This window comes from Campylobacter sp. RM12651 (assembly GCF_022369475.1).
GTDB lineage: Bacteria > Campylobacterota > Campylobacteria > Campylobacterales > Campylobacteraceae > Campylobacter_E.
This window is the reverse complement of the sequence record NZ_CP059600.1, coordinates 36,255-54,544: the sequence shown is the minus strand read 5'-3', so window position 1 is coordinate 54,544 and position 18,290 is coordinate 36,255. Positions and strand designations below refer to the sequence as shown.

The 18,290-nt window shown below is 31.7% G+C and carries 12 protein-coding genes, 1 tRNA gene and 3 rRNA genes; 6 read left to right on the top strand and 10 right to left on the bottom strand.

Features of this window, described 5'->3' with window-relative positions; translation table 11 throughout:
- Positions 1-33 precede the first annotated feature (33 nt).
- From modA to AVBRAN_RS00280, 4 genes are all read left to right on the top strand, one after another.
- Positions 34-726: a molybdate ABC transporter substrate-binding protein gene (gene modA / locus AVBRAN_RS00295; protein ID WP_214118250.1), complete on the top strand. Its 693-nt coding sequence runs from the start codon at positions 34-36 to the stop codon at positions 724-726.
- Positions 689-1,393: an ATP-binding cassette domain-containing protein gene (locus AVBRAN_RS00290; protein WP_239803243.1), complete on the top strand. Its 705-nt coding sequence runs from the start codon at positions 689-691 to the stop codon at positions 1,391-1,393. The genes modA and AVBRAN_RS00290 overlap by 38 nt, the downstream gene beginning before the upstream one ends.
- Positions 1,381-2,043, top strand: a complete 663-nt coding sequence (gene modB / locus AVBRAN_RS00285; RefSeq protein WP_239803242.1) for a molybdate ABC transporter permease subunit — start codon at positions 1,381-1,383, stop codon at positions 2,041-2,043. The genes AVBRAN_RS00290 and modB overlap by 13 nt, the downstream gene beginning before the upstream one ends.
- A 168-nt stretch (positions 2,044-2,211) precedes the next feature.
- Positions 2,212-2,637, top strand: coding sequence for a hypothetical protein (locus AVBRAN_RS00280; protein ID WP_239803241.1), 426 nt, complete (start codon positions 2,212-2,214; stop codon positions 2,635-2,637).
- A gap of 1,837 nt (positions 2,638-4,474) precedes the next feature.
- Here the strand turns inward: AVBRAN_RS00280 and rrf are convergent.
- From rrf to AVBRAN_RS00250, 6 genes are all read right to left on the bottom strand, one after another.
- A 5S ribosomal RNA gene (rrf, locus tag AVBRAN_RS00275) occupies positions 4,475-4,591 on the bottom strand.
- Positions 4,592-4,707: 116 nt separating this feature from the next.
- Positions 4,708-7,620, bottom strand: a 23S ribosomal RNA gene (locus tag AVBRAN_RS00270).
- Positions 7,621-8,011: 391 nt separating this feature from the next.
- Positions 8,012-8,087 (bottom strand) — tRNA-Ala (locus tag AVBRAN_RS00265).
- 103 nt (positions 8,088-8,190) lie between these two features.
- A 16S ribosomal RNA gene (locus AVBRAN_RS00260) occupies positions 8,191-9,699 on the bottom strand.
- The 16S, 23S and 5S rRNA genes sit together here with 1 tRNA gene alongside, the layout of an rRNA operon.
- Positions 9,700-10,308: 609 nt before the next feature.
- Positions 10,309-10,728 (bottom strand): c-type cytochrome, encoded by a 420-nt coding sequence (locus AVBRAN_RS00255; RefSeq protein WP_214116020.1) that lies wholly within the window; start codon positions 10,726-10,728, stop codon positions 10,309-10,311.
- A 41-nt stretch (positions 10,729-10,769) separates the two neighbouring features.
- A complete protein-coding gene (locus tag AVBRAN_RS00250) occupies positions 10,770-12,005 on the bottom strand; it encodes a major outer membrane protein (protein ID WP_239803240.1) in 1,236 nt (411 codons plus the stop codon).
- Between the two features lie 260 nt (positions 12,006-12,265).
- Between AVBRAN_RS00250 and AVBRAN_RS00245 the strand changes: the two genes are divergently transcribed.
- The gene (locus AVBRAN_RS00245; RefSeq protein ID WP_214120237.1) at positions 12,266-12,925 is read left to right on the top strand and encodes a DNA alkylation repair protein; all 660 of its coding nucleotides are present in this window, start codon (positions 12,266-12,268) and stop codon (positions 12,923-12,925) included.
- 38 nt (positions 12,926-12,963) lie between these two features.
- On the opposite strand, the gene AVBRAN_RS00240 is transcribed toward AVBRAN_RS00245, so the two are convergent.
- From AVBRAN_RS00240 to mqnE, 4 genes are all read right to left on the bottom strand, one after another.
- A complete protein-coding gene (locus AVBRAN_RS00240) occupies positions 12,964-13,329 on the bottom strand; it encodes an HIT family protein (protein WP_214120236.1) in 366 nt (121 codons plus the stop codon).
- Complete coding sequence (locus AVBRAN_RS00235; RefSeq protein ID WP_214116028.1) at positions 13,326-13,766, bottom strand: phosphoribosyltransferase family protein; 441 nt, start codon at positions 13,764-13,766, stop codon at positions 13,326-13,328. The genes AVBRAN_RS00240 and AVBRAN_RS00235 overlap by 4 nt, the downstream gene beginning before the upstream one ends.
- Before the next feature lie 11 nt (positions 13,767-13,777).
- A complete protein-coding gene (locus tag AVBRAN_RS00230) occupies positions 13,778-15,127 on the bottom strand; it encodes an NCS2 family permease (RefSeq protein WP_214116030.1) in 1,350 nt (449 codons plus the stop codon).
- Positions 15,128-15,341: 214 nt separating this feature from the next.
- Positions 15,342-16,406, bottom strand: a complete 1,065-nt coding sequence (mqnE, locus tag AVBRAN_RS00225) for an aminofutalosine synthase MqnE (protein WP_214116032.1) — start codon at positions 16,404-16,406, stop codon at positions 15,342-15,344.
- A 92-nt stretch (positions 16,407-16,498) separates the two neighbouring features.
- Here mqnE and glmS point away from each other — a divergent pair, with 92 nt between their 5' ends.
- The gene (glmS, locus tag AVBRAN_RS00220) at positions 16,499-18,277 is read left to right on the top strand and encodes a glutamine--fructose-6-phosphate transaminase (isomerizing) (RefSeq protein WP_239803239.1); all 1,779 of its coding nucleotides are present in this window, start codon (positions 16,499-16,501) and stop codon (positions 18,275-18,277) included.
- The last annotated feature ends 13 nt before the right edge of the window (positions 18,278-18,290 follow it).

The window sequence follows — 18,290 nt, the reverse complement described above, 5'->3', positions numbered from 1 at the left end:
ATATATAATTTTTTATATTTTAAAGGAGTAAGTATGAAAAAAGCATTATTATTTTTAAGTTTAAGTTCTTTTGCATTAGCAAATACTTTAAATATCGCAGCAGCTGCAAATATAAGCTATCCACTAAACGAATTAAAGCAAAAATTTGAAAAACTACACCCAGATATAAAACTTAATGTCAATACAGGTGCTAGTGGTAGCTTTAACGCACAAATTAAAAATGGAGCAAATTATGATGTATTCTTATCTGCAAATATGGAATTTGCTAAAGATTTAGAAGAATTAACTAAAAATCAAGCAATCACTTATGCAAAAGGAAAGCTAATATTATTTTCAGCTAAAAAAAAGCCTAATTTAGATGATTTAAAAACCGCATCTTGTATAGCTATAGCAAACCCAAACACAGCTCCTTATGGAAAAGCAGCTAAAGAAGTATTAAATCAAATTCCAAATAGTTCAAACATAATAACGGCTACAAATATTTCAGCAACACTACTACAAGCTACAAAAGCTTGTGATTATGCCTTTGTAGCAGCGTCTAGCGTAGAGCAAATTAAAGAATTAGGTTTTAGTGATGAAAACATATTAAAAATTGATGATAAATTATACGAACCAATTTTACAAGGTATGATAATTACAAGTAAAGAAAAAAATGCTAAAGTGTTTTATGATTTTATATTAAGCCCTGATGCAAAGGAAATTTTTAATAAATATGGCTATGAATGAGCTGGATTTAAAACACGATTTTAAAGACTTTAAAATAAATGCTAGATTAAGCTTTGATGATGGAGAAATTATCGCGTTGTTTGGTGATAGCGGAAGTGGTAAAAGCACTATTTTAAAATTAATAGCTGGGCTTATTAATAAGCCCTTGCTAAAAGATATTGCTTTTTTATTTCAAGATTGCACATTATTTGATAATTTTAATGTATATGAAAATCTAGTTTTTACAAATACTAAAACTCTTTTAGATGATTTAAAATATATTTTTGGTAAAAAATTAGATAAAAATACAAGTAATTTTTACGATGAATTATTAAAACTAGCTAATTTAGAAGAGCACAAAACTAAAAAAATCAGCACTCTAAGCGGAGGACAAAAACAAAGACTAGCATTAATTTGTGCCTTAAGCAAAAATGCAAAATATATATTATTAGACGAGCCTTTAAGTGCACTTGATGATAGTAACAAAATAGCACTTATAAAACTAATCAAAAAAATAAATCAAGACTACAAAAGAACAATTATTTTTGTATCTCATTCGTGTTTTGAAATAAATGCCCTTGCTGATAAAATATATTTTGTAAAAAATGGTAGTTTTGAAAAATGTCTTAATAAAGAAGAATTTTTTATAGAAAAAATCCAAAATAATGAGTTTTTATGCAAGAATTAACACCAATTTTCTTATCACTTAAGTTATCTTTCGTAACTACTATAATATTATTTTTTATTTGCTTATATCCTACATTTTATCTAAGCCAAAAAGAGTTTTTTGGTAAAAAAATACTATTAAGCATAATTTCATTGCCACTTGTGCTACCCCCTACCGTTTTAGGCTTTTATTTATTGGTGCTATTAAGTCCTAATAATTATTTAGGGCAATTTTTGGCTAATTTTGATATTAAACTTGTTTTTAATTTTAAGGCTTTATTGATTGCTTCAATAATTTATTCTATGCCTTTTATGTTTAATCCTATTTATAGTGCGTTTAATGCTTTGCCTAAAAATCTTTTTGATAGAGCTAAATTACTTGAAAAATCTCAAGCTAACATAATATTTCGCCTTTGTTTGCCGCTAATAATCCCTAGTATAATAAGTGCTAGTGTTATGAGTTTTGCTCATACTATGGGAGAATTTGGTGTAGTAATGATGGTAGGCGGTAGCGTAGCAGGAGAGACAAAAGTCGCTTCTATTGCCGTATTTGAAGCATTAGAAACACTAGATTTAAATAAAGCAAATGAGCTTAGTATAATATTATTAGCCATTTCTTTTATTATTTTATTTGCCTTACAATTTATAAAACAAAATAAATATAAATCCTAATTCAAATTCTTTAAACTAAAGAATAAATAATGATAAAAATTGAGAGTATAGAGAATATAATAATAGATTAAAAGCTGTAGGGTAAAACTTAAAGAAGAGCCTATTTTCAAAATAAAATAAATAATATAGGAAAATATTATACAAAACAACAATGAGCCTATTTTTGTGATGAATAGAAAAAAATCTTTTTTCGTATCTCTTTATTATATATTTGTTTTCATATGGGATTTAGCAACTTTACTGATTGGAATATGTTTTATAGATTTAGATAATTTTTTAGCAAATATTATTGGTTTTATTATAGTTGCTATTATACCTTATCATTTTTTTTGTGCAATTGATATTAAAACGGTTATTTGTTATGAAGATTTTTTCATAATTAAGAGAAAGTTTTGCACTCAAAAGGTTTGCTATAGAAAATTTAAAGATTATTGGTTTTTTGCTTCTATTACTAATAATAATATAGTAGTTAGGTTTAAGAAATTTCAATTTCCGATACATATAAATCAAAATATGTTTACACAAGATGAAATTAAAAATTTTATTGAAATTTTAGAAAAAAATAATATAAAGCGTTATAGTTGGTTTGATTAATTAAGTATTATAAATACTACTGAAAGGATTTTATGAAACTAGTATTTCTTGCTATGATAGTTGTAGGATTTGCATTCTTATGTGAAGCTTACCCGTATAAAAAATTTAAGGCTAAACTTTTCTTTAAATGTGTATTTTGCTTTCGTTATTTTAAAGTAATTTCAAAAGAATATAAACCAAAAGATAAAAACCACATATATTATAATTTTATAGAAAATTTTCTTTATTATTTTAAATTTGTAATATTAGTTCTTTCATATGCGCTTTTTTATTCTGGAATACTATTGTTATGCCTTACTCTAACCCTTTAGATTAAAAATTTATAAGCTATGTTATTAATCTAAAAAATTAATTTACTAATAGCTCATTTAAATCTAATAAGCAAGGCTAAGCCACTATTATAAATCTTATTTAATCATCACTAATTATATTAACACTATACCTACAATTCAATCAGTCACTAAATCCACTAATTTATAAGCTATTTTTTATTACACTAAAAAATACTACCGCAATCATTTCCTAAATCATCTTATAAAGCATTTTAGAAATAACTCTTATCAAACTACATTAAAAATATTTAAGATAAATTCCTATATTAAATAAAATAAAAAATTTATCTATCAATTTGTATTAAACCCACTACCCAACATCATTTATCTATATTATCCACAGCTTATTTATTTCATTAAAAAAGCTTTTAAAAACATTGTTTATCCTGTAAAGGTATAAAATTAGTTTATATAGTTTTATTATTTAAATACTTTAAACCTATATAAAACTTAATCTACCCCCCCCCAACACTAAAAACTCATATCCTAATTATGTTTTATATGCGTAATAAATACTTTTATATAATCAATAAATCTAATTAATTTAATTACTTAATAAGCTTAGCATAAAAATACTTTAGTATTAATTACTTATCTTCTAAAAACAATCTAAGCCCTAATTACTGCAAAAGAATTTAAATCCAAATTTTATATAAGCTTAATTTTTAAATACTTAGTTTTTTAAAAACTTCGTTTTTTAATAGCTTTGTTTTACAGAAATTTTATTTAATATAAACTTTTCTATACATAAACCTAGTTTTAAAAACTTCTTTTACAGAAACTTCGTTTTACAGAAACTTCGTTTTAAATAAACTTCGTTTTAAATAAACCTAATTTTATAAACACCTCATTTACTACTAATATTGCTTATTAAAGATAAAGATTTGATAGCATAAATAAGAAATTTGCTACCAATAACATTACTTAATTAAAATTAGAAAAAATAATATTTAATTACAATCCTTCACTACCAATATTATTTTTCAACCACTCATATTACTTTAATAATGTTTTCATATGAGATTATGGCTTACGTCTAAATATTATTCTAATATTGATTTAACTTTAACTACCTAAAAAAACAATTAATCACCTAAGCTTATTAAATACATAATTCTTTAAACATATAAAGCTACTTAAATTAAATAAGCATACTCATATAAATACTTTAAACATATAACTTATAAATACTTCTAGCATATACTAAAACTACTTAAAGCAAATAAAAAAAACCTATATAAAAAGTAAGAGCTATATTGTATAAGTATCATTTAAAATATCTATTTTTATAATCTCATACTAAAAAATATAATTAAGCAAATTATTTAAAGTAAAGGTTTTAAAAACCCAAACAAAGCTAAAAAAGAAAGCAACAATAAAAACTTACCTTTTAGCCCTATCCCGTTTCTACAATTAAAAAAATATAATAAAAAAATTAAATCTAAAAATATGTATATAAAAATCAATTATTATTAAAAAGAAAGGAGTTAAAAAAGATTTTAACAAGTCCGCAACGAGCTACTTTCCCCATGCCAGTAAGGCGTAGTATCATCACCCACAATGTGCTTAGCTTCTTGGTTCGGGATGGGACAAGGCGTTACCACATTTGTATAATCACGGACATTGTTATTTAAATCTATTAGTATTTAATAAACTTAAATAACAATGTTAAAAGCAAGTAATTTAAACTCTTAAACTTACTAAAGTAATAAACCTTAGCAAGGAAGTAATGCTTATTTAAAGTAAGCGGACGGTCTATTAGTATTGGTCAGCTAAATGGCTTTCACCACTTACACACCCAACCTATCAAGCAGCTAGTCTTGCTGCGACCTTAAGAGAAGATTCATCTTAGAGTTGGCTTCGAGCTTAGATGCTTTCAGCTCTTATCACATCCGAACTTAGCTACGCTGCGATGCTCTTGGCAGAACAACAGCTACACCAGTGGTTCGTTCAACCCGGTCCTCTCGTACTAGGGTCAAATCTCTTCAATCTTCTTACGCCCACGGCAGATAGGGACCGAACTGTCTCACGACGTTCTGAACCCAGCTCGCGTACCGCTTTAAATGGCGAACAGCCATACCCTTGGGACCTGCTCCAGCCCCAGGATGCGATGAGCCGACATCGAGGTGCCAAACCTCCCCGTCGATGTGAGCTCTTGGGGGAGATCAGCCTGTTATCCCCGGGGTACCTTTTATCCTTTGAGCGATGGCCCTTCCACACAGAACCACCGGATCACTAAGACCGACTTTCGTCTCTGCTTGACGTGTTTGTCTTGCAGTTAAGCTGGTTTATGCCTTTATACTCTACAAACGATTTCCAACCGTTTTGAACCAACCTTTGTAAGCCTCCGTTATTTTTTGGGAGGCGACCGCCCCAGTCAAACTACCCACCAGACATTGTCCTACGTGAGGATAACTCACGCTAGTTAGCTACCCGAATAAGAAAGAGTGGTATCTCAACGATGGCTCATTATAAACTGGCGTCTATAACTCAAAGCCTCCCACCTATCCTGCACATTCTTATCCAAGTAGCAGTGTCAAGCTGTAGTAAAGGTCCACGGGGTCTTTCCGTCTTGCCGCGGGTAGGAGGAATTTTCACCTCCACTACAATTTCACTGGATCCCTCTTTGAGACAGCTCCCATCTCGTTACGCCATTCATGCAGGTCGGTATTTAACCGACAAGGAATTTCGCTACCTTAGGACCGTTATAGTTACGGCCGCCGTTTACTCGGGCTTCGATCAAGAGCTTCGCATTGCTGCTGACCCCATCAATTAACCTTCGAGCACCGGGCAGGCGTCACACCCTATACATCCACTTACGTGTTAGCAGAGTGCTGTGTTTTTGGTAAACAGTCGGGAGGGACTCTTTGTTGTAAGTTTCCTTGCTTTCGAAGTCAAATTCTAATACAAGGCTAACCACACCTTATACCGAAGATACGGTGCTATTTTGCAGAGTTCCTTAAAGAGAGTTCTTCCACGCGCCTTAGAATACTCATCCCACCCACCTGTGTCGGTTTACGGTACGGGCAACATTATCTAAACTTAGAAACTTTTCTTGGCTCGACGGCATCAGCAATTCTTCCTTCCATCCGAAGACTTCAGAAAGCCTTTCAGTTCTCGGTCTAATGTTATACGGATTTGCCTGTATAACAACCTACTACCTTAGACTAGCACTTCCATCCGCTAGCTTGCTTAGCCCTAAGCGTCCTTCCATCGCACAATAATGTTGGTATTGGAATATTAACCAATTTTCCATCGCATACCCCTTTCGGACTTTGCTTAGGACCCGACTAACCCTACGATGACGAGCATCGCGTAGGAAACCTTGGGTTTACGGCGTTAATGATTCTCACATTAATTATCGCTACTCATGCCTGCATGCTCACTTCTATACGCTCCAACGCTCCTTACCGGTACATCTTCAACGCCTATAGAACGCTCTCCTACCACCCAAGCTAGGCTTGGGTCTACAGCTTCGGTACTTATTTTAGCCCCGTTATATTTTCCGCGCAAAATCACTAGACCAGTGAGCTATTACGCTTTCTTTAAAGGATGGCTGCTTCTAAGCCAACCTCCTGGTTGTTAAAGTAACTTCACATCGTTTTCCACTCAAATAAGATTTAGGGACCTTAGCTGGTAGTCTGGGTTGTTCCCCTCTCGACGACGGATTTTATCACTCGCCGCCTGACTGCTGTGATTACACTATAAGTATTCGGAGTTTGATAGGGTTTGGTACATTGGTGTATGCCCTAGCCCATTCAGTGCTCTACCCCTTATAGCTACTACACAACGCTATACCTAAATATATTTCGGAGAGAACCAGCTATCACGAAGTTTGATTGGCCTTTCACCCCTATCCACAAGTCATCCGGAGCCGTTTCAATGGCCGTCGGTTGGGTCCTCCACTAGTTCTTACACTAGCTTCAACCTGCTCATGGATAGATCACTTCGTTTCGGGTCTGCAGCATCTGACTTATCGCCCTATTAAGACTCGCTTTCGCTACGGCTTCACGTTAGCTTAACCTTGCCAGACACCACAACTCGCAGGCTCATTATGCAAAAGGCAGTCCATCACCCTGTATTGCTACATAGGGCTCTGAATGATTGTAAGCAAATGGTTTCAGGTTCTATTTCACTCTGATCACCTCAGTTCTTTTCACCTTTCCCTCACGGTACTTGTACACTATCGGTCAGACATTAGTATTTAGGGTTGGATCGTGGTCGACCCAGCTTCAGACAAGATTTCACGTGTCTCGCCCTACTCAGGATACTGCTAAGTAAAGTAAAGATTTTATGTACGGGAGTATCACCCTCTACGCTCAAGCTTTCCAACTTGTTCTACTATCTTTGCTTAGTCTTTGTTGCAGTCCTACAACCCCACTAGTAAACTAGTGGTTTGCCCTCTTACGCTTTCGCTCGCCGCTACTAGCGTAATCTCTATTGATTTCTTTTCCTGTTGGTACTAAGATGTTTCAATTCCCAACGTTCGCTCCATATATGGTAATACATATCTCTATGTATTGGGTTGCCCCATTCGGAAATCTACGAATTAATGCCCCTTGACGGCTCCTCGTAGCTTATCGCAGTCTAGTACGTCCTTCATCGCCTTTGTCTGCCAAGGCATCCACCATTTGCTCTTATTAGCTTACCTTTGTTAATAATGTTATTAATATTTTTACAATTAATAGTATTAATTGAAATATATTTGCATGCATTATTGTTATTGTTTTTAGTATTACTAAAACGCATTACTTCCTTGCTAAAGTTTTTATGTAATTATTAATCTTAATCTTCAAGACGGAAAGCGTCTAAGCTGTGATGCTTAAAAACTTTTTCTTATATATACTTAATATATGTAATAAGAAAGAGATTAAGTATAACTACCTTTAACAAGCTTATGAAATTGTTTTATATTACTTGCTTGTGACTCTTAACATTGATAAATAAAATAACACTAGGTTAGAAACTATATATAACATAGAATTAAATTAAATAAAACCTAGAAAGAACATTTAGCTTAAATGCTCTGTTTAAGTTTTATATGGTGGAGAATAGCGGGATCGAACCGCTGACCTCCTGCGTGCAAGGCAGGCGCTCTCCCAGCTGAGCTAATTCCCCATATCAATACTCATTTCAACCTTTGATATCCAAACAAGCTCTCAAGAGCTCTTGAAATATTTATTATTACTCTTTAGTGTGAGTTAAAGAGTATGTACTCTAGAAAGGAGGTGATCCAACCGCAGGTTCTCCTACGGTTACCTTGTTACGACTTCACCCCAGTCGCTGATTTTGCTGTGGGCGGTAACTAGTTTAGTATTCCGACTTAAAGCACAATCAACTCCCATGGTGTGACGGGCGGTGAGTACAAGACCCGGGAACGTATTCACCGTAACATAGCTGATTTACGATTACTAGCGATTCCGGCTTCATGCTCTCGAGTTGCAGAGAACAATCCGAACTAAGACATATTTTATAGATTTGCTCCACCTCGCGGTATTGCTTCTCATTGTATATGCCATTGTAGCACGTGTGTAGCCCTGGGCATAAGGGCCATGATGACTTGACGTCGTCCACACCTTCCTCCTCCTTGCGAAGGCAGTCTATTTAGAGTGCTCAGCCGAACTGTTAGCAACTAAATACGTGGGTTGCGCTCGTTGCGGGACTTAACCCAACATCTCACGACACGAGCTGACGACAGCCGTGCAGCACCTGTCTCTAAGTTCTAGCAAGCTAGCACCCTCGTATCTCTACAAGGTTCTTAGGATATCAAGCCCAGGTAAGGTTCTTCGCGTATCTTCGAATTAAACCACATGCTCCACCGCTTGTGCGGGTCCCCGTCTATTCCTTTGAGTTTTAATCTTGCGACCGTACTCCCCAGGCGGTATGCTTAATCCGTTAGGTGCATTACTGAAATGACTAGCATTCCAACAACTAGCATACATCGTTTAGGGCGTGGACTACCAGGGTATCTAATCCTGTTTGCTCCCCACGCTTTCGCGCCTTAGCGTCAGTTAAGTTCTAGCAGATCGCTTTCGCAATTGGCATTCTTAGTAATATCTACGGATTTTACCCCTACACTACTAATTCCATCTGCCTCTCCCTTACTCTAGAATAGCAGTTTTGAATGCAGTTTAATGGTTAAGCCATTAGATTTCACATCCAACTTACTACTCCGCCTACGCGCCCTTTACGCCCAGTGATTCCGAGTAACGCTTGCACCCTCCGTATTACCGCGGCTGCTGGCACGGAGTTAGCCGGTGCTTATTCTTACAATACAGTCAGTATTCTTCTTGTAAAAAAGGAGTTTACGCTCCGAAAAGTGTCATCCTCCACGCGGCGTTGCTGCTTCAGGGTTTCCCCCATTGAGCAATATTCCCCACTGCTGCCTCCCGTAGGAGTCTGGACCGTGTCTCAGTTCCAGTGTGTCTGATCATCCTCTAAGACCAGATATGCGTCATAGCCTTGGTAAGCCATTACCTTACCAACTAGCTGATACAATATAGCCCTATCCCTTACCGAAAAACTTTCCCACCCTAACTTATGTTAGAGCGGAGTATAGAGTATTAGCACTCATTTCTAAGTGTTGTCCTCTTGTAAGGGGCAAGTTAGCTATACATTACTCACCCGTGCGCCACTAATCCGTCTAGCAAGCTAGACTTCATCGTTCGACTTGCATGTGTTAGGCACGCCGCCAGCGTTCACTCTGAGCCAGGATCAAACTCTCCATAATTTAAATGATTATTTTTTAATTATGAAAAATTAAAAAATAAATAAAATAATGAAGTGAATGATTTAAAACTTATATATAAGAAAGTTTTAAATGGCTCTTGATCACTTGTTTAGATATCAAAGATTGACGTTGAAATAATTGATATATTTAAAATTAACAATAAAACTATTTAAAATAACAAGTTTGATAACTGAAGTTATGCAAACGAAAGCCTGAATTATATACAGCAAAACTTAAAGTATTCTTAAATATGAAAATATTTTTTAAAAAAATTGAAAAAATTGAAAATTTGTGGCGAAAGTATGGAAAGTTGGGAGAATTTAAAAATACAATTTAAAAACATTAAAAACTAAAATTAGTGAAGATAGTTTGTAGTTGTGGTGGTTATGTGGTGAGAGTTAGGTTTGAGAAATTTGAAATTTAGTAAGAAAATAAATAATAATTTTGAATAATATAAAAAACATTACTTGAATTATTTGTATAAAATATTTTAGATAAGTTAATTTTACATAACTTAATGGCATTATATATTTTATTAAGATTATTAAGTTATATAGCTAAATTATAATAAAATATCTAAGTTTTAAAATAGGAATTTATATTTAGATTTTATTCCAAATATAAATTATCTTTAGTTTTTTTAGCAGGTTCAATATTTTTTGAATTAGGTAATTCTAAATTATCTTTACCTTTTATATAAGCTATAATATTATCAATATCCTTATTTGACAATTTATTTGCATATCTTTGCATAACAAATCTTGTTTTGCCTCCAAAATCTTTATCGTTTTTGTAAGATTTTAACATTGATTTTAAAGTAGATGCTGAATGAGTGTTTAAGGATTTAAATGTAGTGCTTGATTTATCTCCTAAATCTCCATGACAAGAATTGCATTTATGAATATTTATAAAAAGTTCTTTACCTAAATTAATATCTAAATTATCACTAAAAGTATAATTTAATAAATCATCTGTAGTCACTGCATTTATAGAATTTATAATACATAAAAATAATAAAATTTTTTTCATTCTAAGTCTTTAAAAAGCTAGGCTTAAAGCCTAGCAATTAATTAAAATGTATATTTAGCTTGGAATCTGATTAAACTTTCTTTTTTCTTATCAGACTTATCAAGACTTAATTTGTTATCTTTAGTAATACTTACTTCAGTAGCATCTTTAGTTTCTGCGTAAGCATAGAATGCTGAGAAGTTTAGTTTGTCGCTGTATTTGTAAGATAGTTGTGGCTTAACTTCAAATAATTTTTCTTTATTGTTAACAATTTTATTTGTTCCGCTAATAATATCAACACCAAATCTTACATCTTCAAATGTATAGCCAATTGTTCCGAATACGAAATCTTTTTTACCAAAACCACCTTGGTAGTCTTTCATTACGATTTCGCCGTAGTTGATTAATTGACCTTCATCTTCTACAGTATTAAGAGTTAATTTATCTTTTTTACCATAACCAGCATAACCTACATTGAAGTCTAAGCCGAATGCATCAAAGCCAGCTTCTGCTGCATAGAAGTTACCATTAGCTGCTACTTCACCTTTTCTATCTTTTTTAAGGCTATTGCCTGCGTATTGAGCGTGAATATTGTATGCGAAATCATCTTTATCGCCTAGAGCAACATTGAAATCTACTGCATAGAATGTGCCCCAGCTAGCCATATTTGAAACCCATAATTGAGCTGCTACTGGGTCAAAATTAGCAATTGCTGCTATACCATAAAGGTTCTTACTTGTAGCGTATTTATTACCTTCTTCATCTTTAACAAATAAAACACTACTTAAATCTCCATCATTGTTATAGTTATCAAATGCATAAGCTGCTAAAGTTACATTTTCAATGCTGTTATTTACTATTTTTAATCCTGTTCCTAGTAAATCATCAGTCCAAATTGAACCGATTTCCATTCTACCGAATATGAATGAAGTATCGTAATTTGTATAAGTTAAATAAGCATCTCTTACATTAAAAGTTTTTTTATCATTTAAATATGCTGAATTACCAAAAGAACCATCAGTGTTTGAATATTGGAATAATGCTGTAGCTTTAAAATTATCAGCTATATCAGCACCAAATTTTAATTGAGCTTTATAGTTGTGACCATTATCTTTAGATCTATCTATTTTTGTAGTAACTGAATTGTTTTTTATTTTTTCAGAATTTGTATCGTATCTATATCTTAACATTCCTGATAGGTCTACATTTTGAATAGCTTCATCTAAAGCAACTGCGTTCGCGAATGAGAACGAACCTGCAGCAACAACTGCTGCTAAACTTAATTTAACTAATTTCATTTTTTCTCCTTTTTTTGTAAAAATGTAAGGGAATAGTAGCATAAATTTTGAAAATTAAGCTTAAAGTTATATAAATTTTTAAAAAAATGTAATTTGAATTATTCTTAAAAAAGGAAAACCCCTTGATTTCTCAAGGGGTTTAAGTCTCTCAAGGAGTAAAAAACTAGTCTAAGTTGCGATGATTTTAAAGAAGCTAGGTTAATACTTAGTAAAAGTATTTATAGTAAGATTATTTTTTTAAACAAAACGAAAGAGCTATAATGAAAATTAAAGAATATTTACAAAAACATATAGATAAAATATATAAAAGTTATTGCAAAAAATCAGTATTTACTAACTATAAAATAATAGGAGTTAGAAACAATAAACTTAAAAGGTATGCAAAAACTATAATTAAAAAGTATGATTTAAATGATTATTTATTAAATACTAATTTTAAAAGTTTTGATGAAATGCAACTTTACATACACGTATTAAATGAGTTAGATGATTATGATTTAGTGGTTAAGAATTTAAAAATAATATTAAAAATCATAGATAATTGGTGTAGTTGCGATACTATAAGACCTAAGTGTTTTGATAATAATCTTGATAAGGTAGAACAAATCATATGCGAATGGATTGAATCTAGCGCAATATATGAAAAAAGATTTGGAATTTTATGTTTTATAAGATATTTTAGCAGTGATACCACAAAATTAGAAAAAATATTTAGTATAAAAAGTCAAGAATATTATGTAAATATGGCAAGAGCTTGGTATTTTACCGAACTTTTAAGTAATAATTTTGATGAAACTTTTAATTTTTTAAAAATTAAAAAATTAGATAATGAAACTTTATCAATGATGTTTCAAAAGATAAGTTATAGTGCAAAAATATCAGCAGAGAATAAGATTTTATTAAAAGATTTAAGAAAGTAATATGTTTTAAATAAGTAAAAATTAAATATGATTTCTACTTATTTAAAATTCTTTAACTTAGCTACTAAAATATCACAAAATTCATCAAAACTAGCTCTATAATCTTTTAAATCCCCTAATTGCTTACCCCACATACATTCAGGATAAAATCCATCATCACTAAATCTAGCCATTATATGCCAATGGGCTTTAGGCAAGTAGTTAGCAAATGAAGCGTGATTAATCTTAGTTGGCTTATAAAAATTAATCATTTCTTTTTCTATAAGCATAGCAATTTTAAAAATTTTTAGGCTTGTTTCTTCATCATTACTAAGTTCTTTGTATTCGTCTTTTGCATGGATTTCTAGCCACGGGATAGAACTCTCGTGGCGTTTAATATAGCAAAAACTATTTTCATAAATCATACTTCAAAATCCCAAAAGAAACTAATCCATTCTTTAGCTTCTTTTACACAAAATTCAGGTTTTATAATAGCACTTGGCTTATAAAAAATAACAGCAAGTTTAACTTCTAAATGTGGGTAAATTTCTAAGATTTTTTTACGAATTGCATCAAGACTTTCACCACTATCTACGATATCATCAATGATTAAAACTTTTTTAGCTTTACTTAAATCAGGAATATTAGTAATTTCAATAGTATCTAATTTTTTTTGCCCGTCATAATGAATACTATTTAATACAAAAGCATTTCTGCTTTTAAGCGCAGTTGATAATGCGTGAGTAAGTGTAAGACCACCACGAGCAACACCTACAAAAGCGTCTGGGTTGAACTCATCTTGAATGCGTTTTGCAAACGGCTCAAAGTCATTTTTAAATTCATCGTAAGTATATTTATACATAGTTTTACCTTTTAATTAAATTTCATAAATTGTAGCAAGAACACTGCCATACAAATAATAGAGATAACGATTATACCACTACTTAGCTTATTAAATTCTTTTCTTAATAATCTAACTAATACATAAGAAATAAATCCAAAAGCAATACCTGTAGTAATTGAGTAAGTAAATGGCATCATAATTACCGTAAAAAATGTAGCAACACTATTTGCAGGGTCTTTAAAATCAATATTGCTAACTTCCATAAACATTAAAATTCCAACCATTATCAAGATAGGATAAATAGCATTAACAGGAATTGCTTGGAAAAATGGTAAAAAGAATATGCAAAGACAAAACATTCCCGCTAAAAATATATTGCTAAGTCCTGTTCTAGCACCACTTTCTATACCAGCACTACTTTCTACAAATGCAGTTGCAGTTGATGTGCCAATAACTGCTCCGATACAAGTTCCTGCTGCGTCTGCTATCATAGTTTTACCTAATTTTTTATCTCCACTATCATCAAGAGTTCCGTCTGATTTTGTTTTATTTTTAAATATTCCGCCCCTAATTCCAGCACCAGTAATCGTGCCTATACTATCAAATAATTGAGTTACAAAAAGTGTCATTACTGCAGGTAATACCGATAAACTTAAAGCACTCATAATATCAAGTTTTGCAAAAATACTCATAAGCCCATCTTTTTCACTAAAATTTGGAATTGCCACAAATTCACTTGGTAATTTTGCTCCACCTATTCCAAAAGTCCAAGCGATAATACTACCTATTAAAACCGCTAAAATAAAGCCTGCTTTAATCTTCCAAGCCCAAAAGCAAACAATTAAAAATAATACAAATAAACAAAATAACACATTCGGGTCTGCAAAATTACCTATTTTTAAAAGAGTTACAGGATCAGCCGTAACAATATGAGCCTGATTCATCCCCATAAATGCTAGAAAGCACCCAATACCAGCACTTATAGCACGGCGAAAATCTTCAGGAATGCTTTTTAAAATAAAAATACGAAAATTTGTAAAAGAAAGAACTAAAAATATAAAACCACTTATAAAAACAGCACCTAAAGCAGTTTCAACAGGAATTCCTTGACCTTTGCACATTGAAAATGTAAAAAATACATTAAGCCCCATACCTGTACTCATTGCTATTGGAGAATTTGCAAAAAGTCCTGTAAATGCAGTTGCTATTATAGTTACTAAAGCAGTTGCTAGCATTAAAGCTTCTACACTAAGCCCTGTATTGCTTACTATAAAAGCATTAGTTGGAATAATATAAAGCATTGATAAAAATGTTGCTAAAGCACCATTAAACTCATTTTTAACACTTGTATTGTTTTCTTTTAACTTAAAAAAGTCCATTTTTTTCCCTTATAAAAAAATATTTAGCGTAAAGCACCTAAGATTAAACACAATAAGATTAAAAATTCTAGCTCATAGCAGTATCCTTTTGTTTGTAGTAAGAAATTATTAGATTAAATTGTTTGAAAGTATATTTTTTGCAATCATATATTAATTGCATAATGAGTTTGAATGATGTTTTTAAAATGGAGCTAAAAACATATAAAGAATTCAATCAATATTCCTTAATCTCATTATATAAACTATCTCTTTCTATTGGAATTAAATTTGATGTTTTGATATTGTCTATGAAGTCTTGTAGCGTAATGCCATTCGCACTTTTTGCACCACCTGCACTTTGGATATTTTCTTTTTCTATTGTTCCATCAAGGTCATTTGCTCCGTATTCTTGAGCCACCATTGCAAGGTTTAATCCTAAAGTCGCCCAATAAGCTTTAATATGAGAAATATTGTCTAAAACAAGCCTTGCTATTGCAATAGTTTTTAGAATTTCTATACTTCCAAGCGGTTTTAAATCCTTTAAAAACGAATTGTCTTTTTGCCATACTAACGGAATAAAAGCATTAAAACCTTTGCTAATATCTTGTTGTTTTCTTAGTCTTAGCATATGGTCAATTCTGTTCTCACGACTTTCAATGTGTCCAAAAAGCATAGTTGCATTACTTTGTTTTCCTTTTTGATGCCATAGCCCATGAATCTTAAGCCAATTATCAGAACTAACTTTGCTAGCACAAAGCTCATTTCTAACTTTTTCATCAAAAATTTCAGCACCGCCACCCGGCATAGAATCAACTCCATATTCAAGCATTTTGTCAATTACTGCAGAATAATCTCCATCAAAAAAACTCTTTGCAATAAAATTAATTTCAGCAGCTGTCATTGCTTTAATATGTAAATGTGGGTATTTATCTTTAATTTTTCTAAAAATCTCAAAATACCATTCCCAACCACCTTTTTTATTGTGAGCTGAAACAATGTGTATTTCTTTTGTCCCACGAGTAACGGTATCATCAACTATTTTTAAGATTTCTTCGTGTGTTAGATGATATGGATTTGGATTGTGCCTATGAGCTGAAAATGCACAAAAAGCACAAGTATCAACGCACATATTTGTAGGATTTATGTGACGATTACAATTAAAATAAACTTTTTTTCCGTGAAGTTTTAATCTCTTTTTATTAGCGTAAAATCCTAAGACTTGCAAATCTAAATCGTATAACTTATAACAATCTTCTTCGCTTAATCTTTTACCTTCGTCTAACGCTTCTAAAATATCCATTTACCATCCTTAAAAAAGAAAAGTGATTATATTTATCTTTGTTTAACAACTTACTATAAATTAGCGTAATTTTTATTATTAAAGGATTAAAAATGTGCGGAATTATTGGATATTTAGGACAATTAGAAAAAAAAGAAATTATATTAAAAGGATTAAAAGAGCTTGAATATCGTGGATATGATAGTGCAGGTATGGCTGTGTTAGAAAATAATGAATTAAGCTTTTTTAAAAAGGCAGGAAAATTAGAAAATCTTGTTAATTTTATGAAAAATTTAAACTTTAATGATGAAGGTGTAGCTATAGGTCATACTCGTTGGGCAACACACGGAAAACCTGATGATACAAATTCTCATCCACATTACGGCGAATATTCTTGCATAATACACAATGGAATTATAGAAAATTATAAAGAAATAAAAGAAGAACTAAAAACCACACATTTTAATTCGCAAACAGATACAGAAGTTGTTGTTCATTTGTTTGAAAAATATGCAAATACTTTAAGCCCTGAAAAAGCTTTTAGTGAAGTTATTAAAAAAATTGATGGAGCTTATGCAATATTATTAATCACAAAAAAAGCTCCGAATACTATATTTTTTGCTAAGAAAAACGCACCACTAATAATAGGAAAAGGCTCAAATAATAGTGAGTTTTATATGGCATCTTGTGATGCTCCGTTGGTTGGAATTTGCAAACAAGTTGCTTATTTAAACGATGGAGATTTTGGCTTTTTAGATAAAAATGGAATTCATTTATTAAATGGCGTTGTTGAGTTTAAAGAATTAAATTGCGATAAAGAAAGTGCTTTAAAAGATGGATTTGATACTTTTATGGAAAAAGAAATCTACGAGCAAAGCCAAATCGTTCAAAATATATTAATAGGAAGAATTATTAATGATAAAGTATGTTTTGATGAATTAAAGAATTTAAATCAAGACTTTAGTAAAATCATAATTTGTGCTTGTGGCACTAGCTATCATGCAGCATTGGCAGCTAGCTATATTTTTGAAAGAAGTGCTAATATTGAATGCCGTGTAGAAATAGCAAGTGAGTTTAGATATAAAAATGGCTTTTTAGATAAAAATGCTTTATTCGTTTGTATATCTCAAAGCGGCGAGACAGCTGATACTCTTGAAGCTTTAAAAATAGCAAAAAATGCTGGGCTTAAAACTTTAGCATTATGCAATGTTGATAATTCAAGCATAGCAAGAGAAGCTGATTATTGTATTTTAATTCGTGCAGGGATTGAAAAAAGTGTAGCAAGCACTAAAGCATTTTGCGCTCAAATGCTAAATCTATGGCTACTAGCATTGTATTTAAATAAAAATCCTAATTTAGATATTAAAAAAGAATTACTTGCTATTAAGGATTTATCTAATGTATTAAAAGTAAATAAAAATACTCACGATAAACTAAAACGCTTAAGCAAGCGATACTTACACGGACACGGATTTTTCTTTATAGGTAGAGATTTATTTTATCCACTTGCACTTGAAGCAGCATTAAAATTAAAAGAAATAAGCTATATGCACGCAGAAGGCTATGCAGCAGGAGAGATGAAACATGGTCCTATCGCACTTGCTGATAGCGAATTATTTACAATTGCATTTATGCCGAAAAATATTTTATATGATAAAACTCGCTCAAATGTATTAGAATTAAGCGCAAGAGATGCAAATATTTTAGCAATTTCTCCTATTGAGTTTAGCGAAGCTGATGATTTTATAAAAACAAGCGAACAAGAACATTATCTAAGCGAATTTTTTGAAATGATGGTAATTATGCAATTATTTGCACTAGAAATCACAAATCGTGTTGGTGCAAATGTAGATATGCCAAGAAATCTAGCAAAAAGCGTAACGGTTGAATAAAGAATTTAAATTA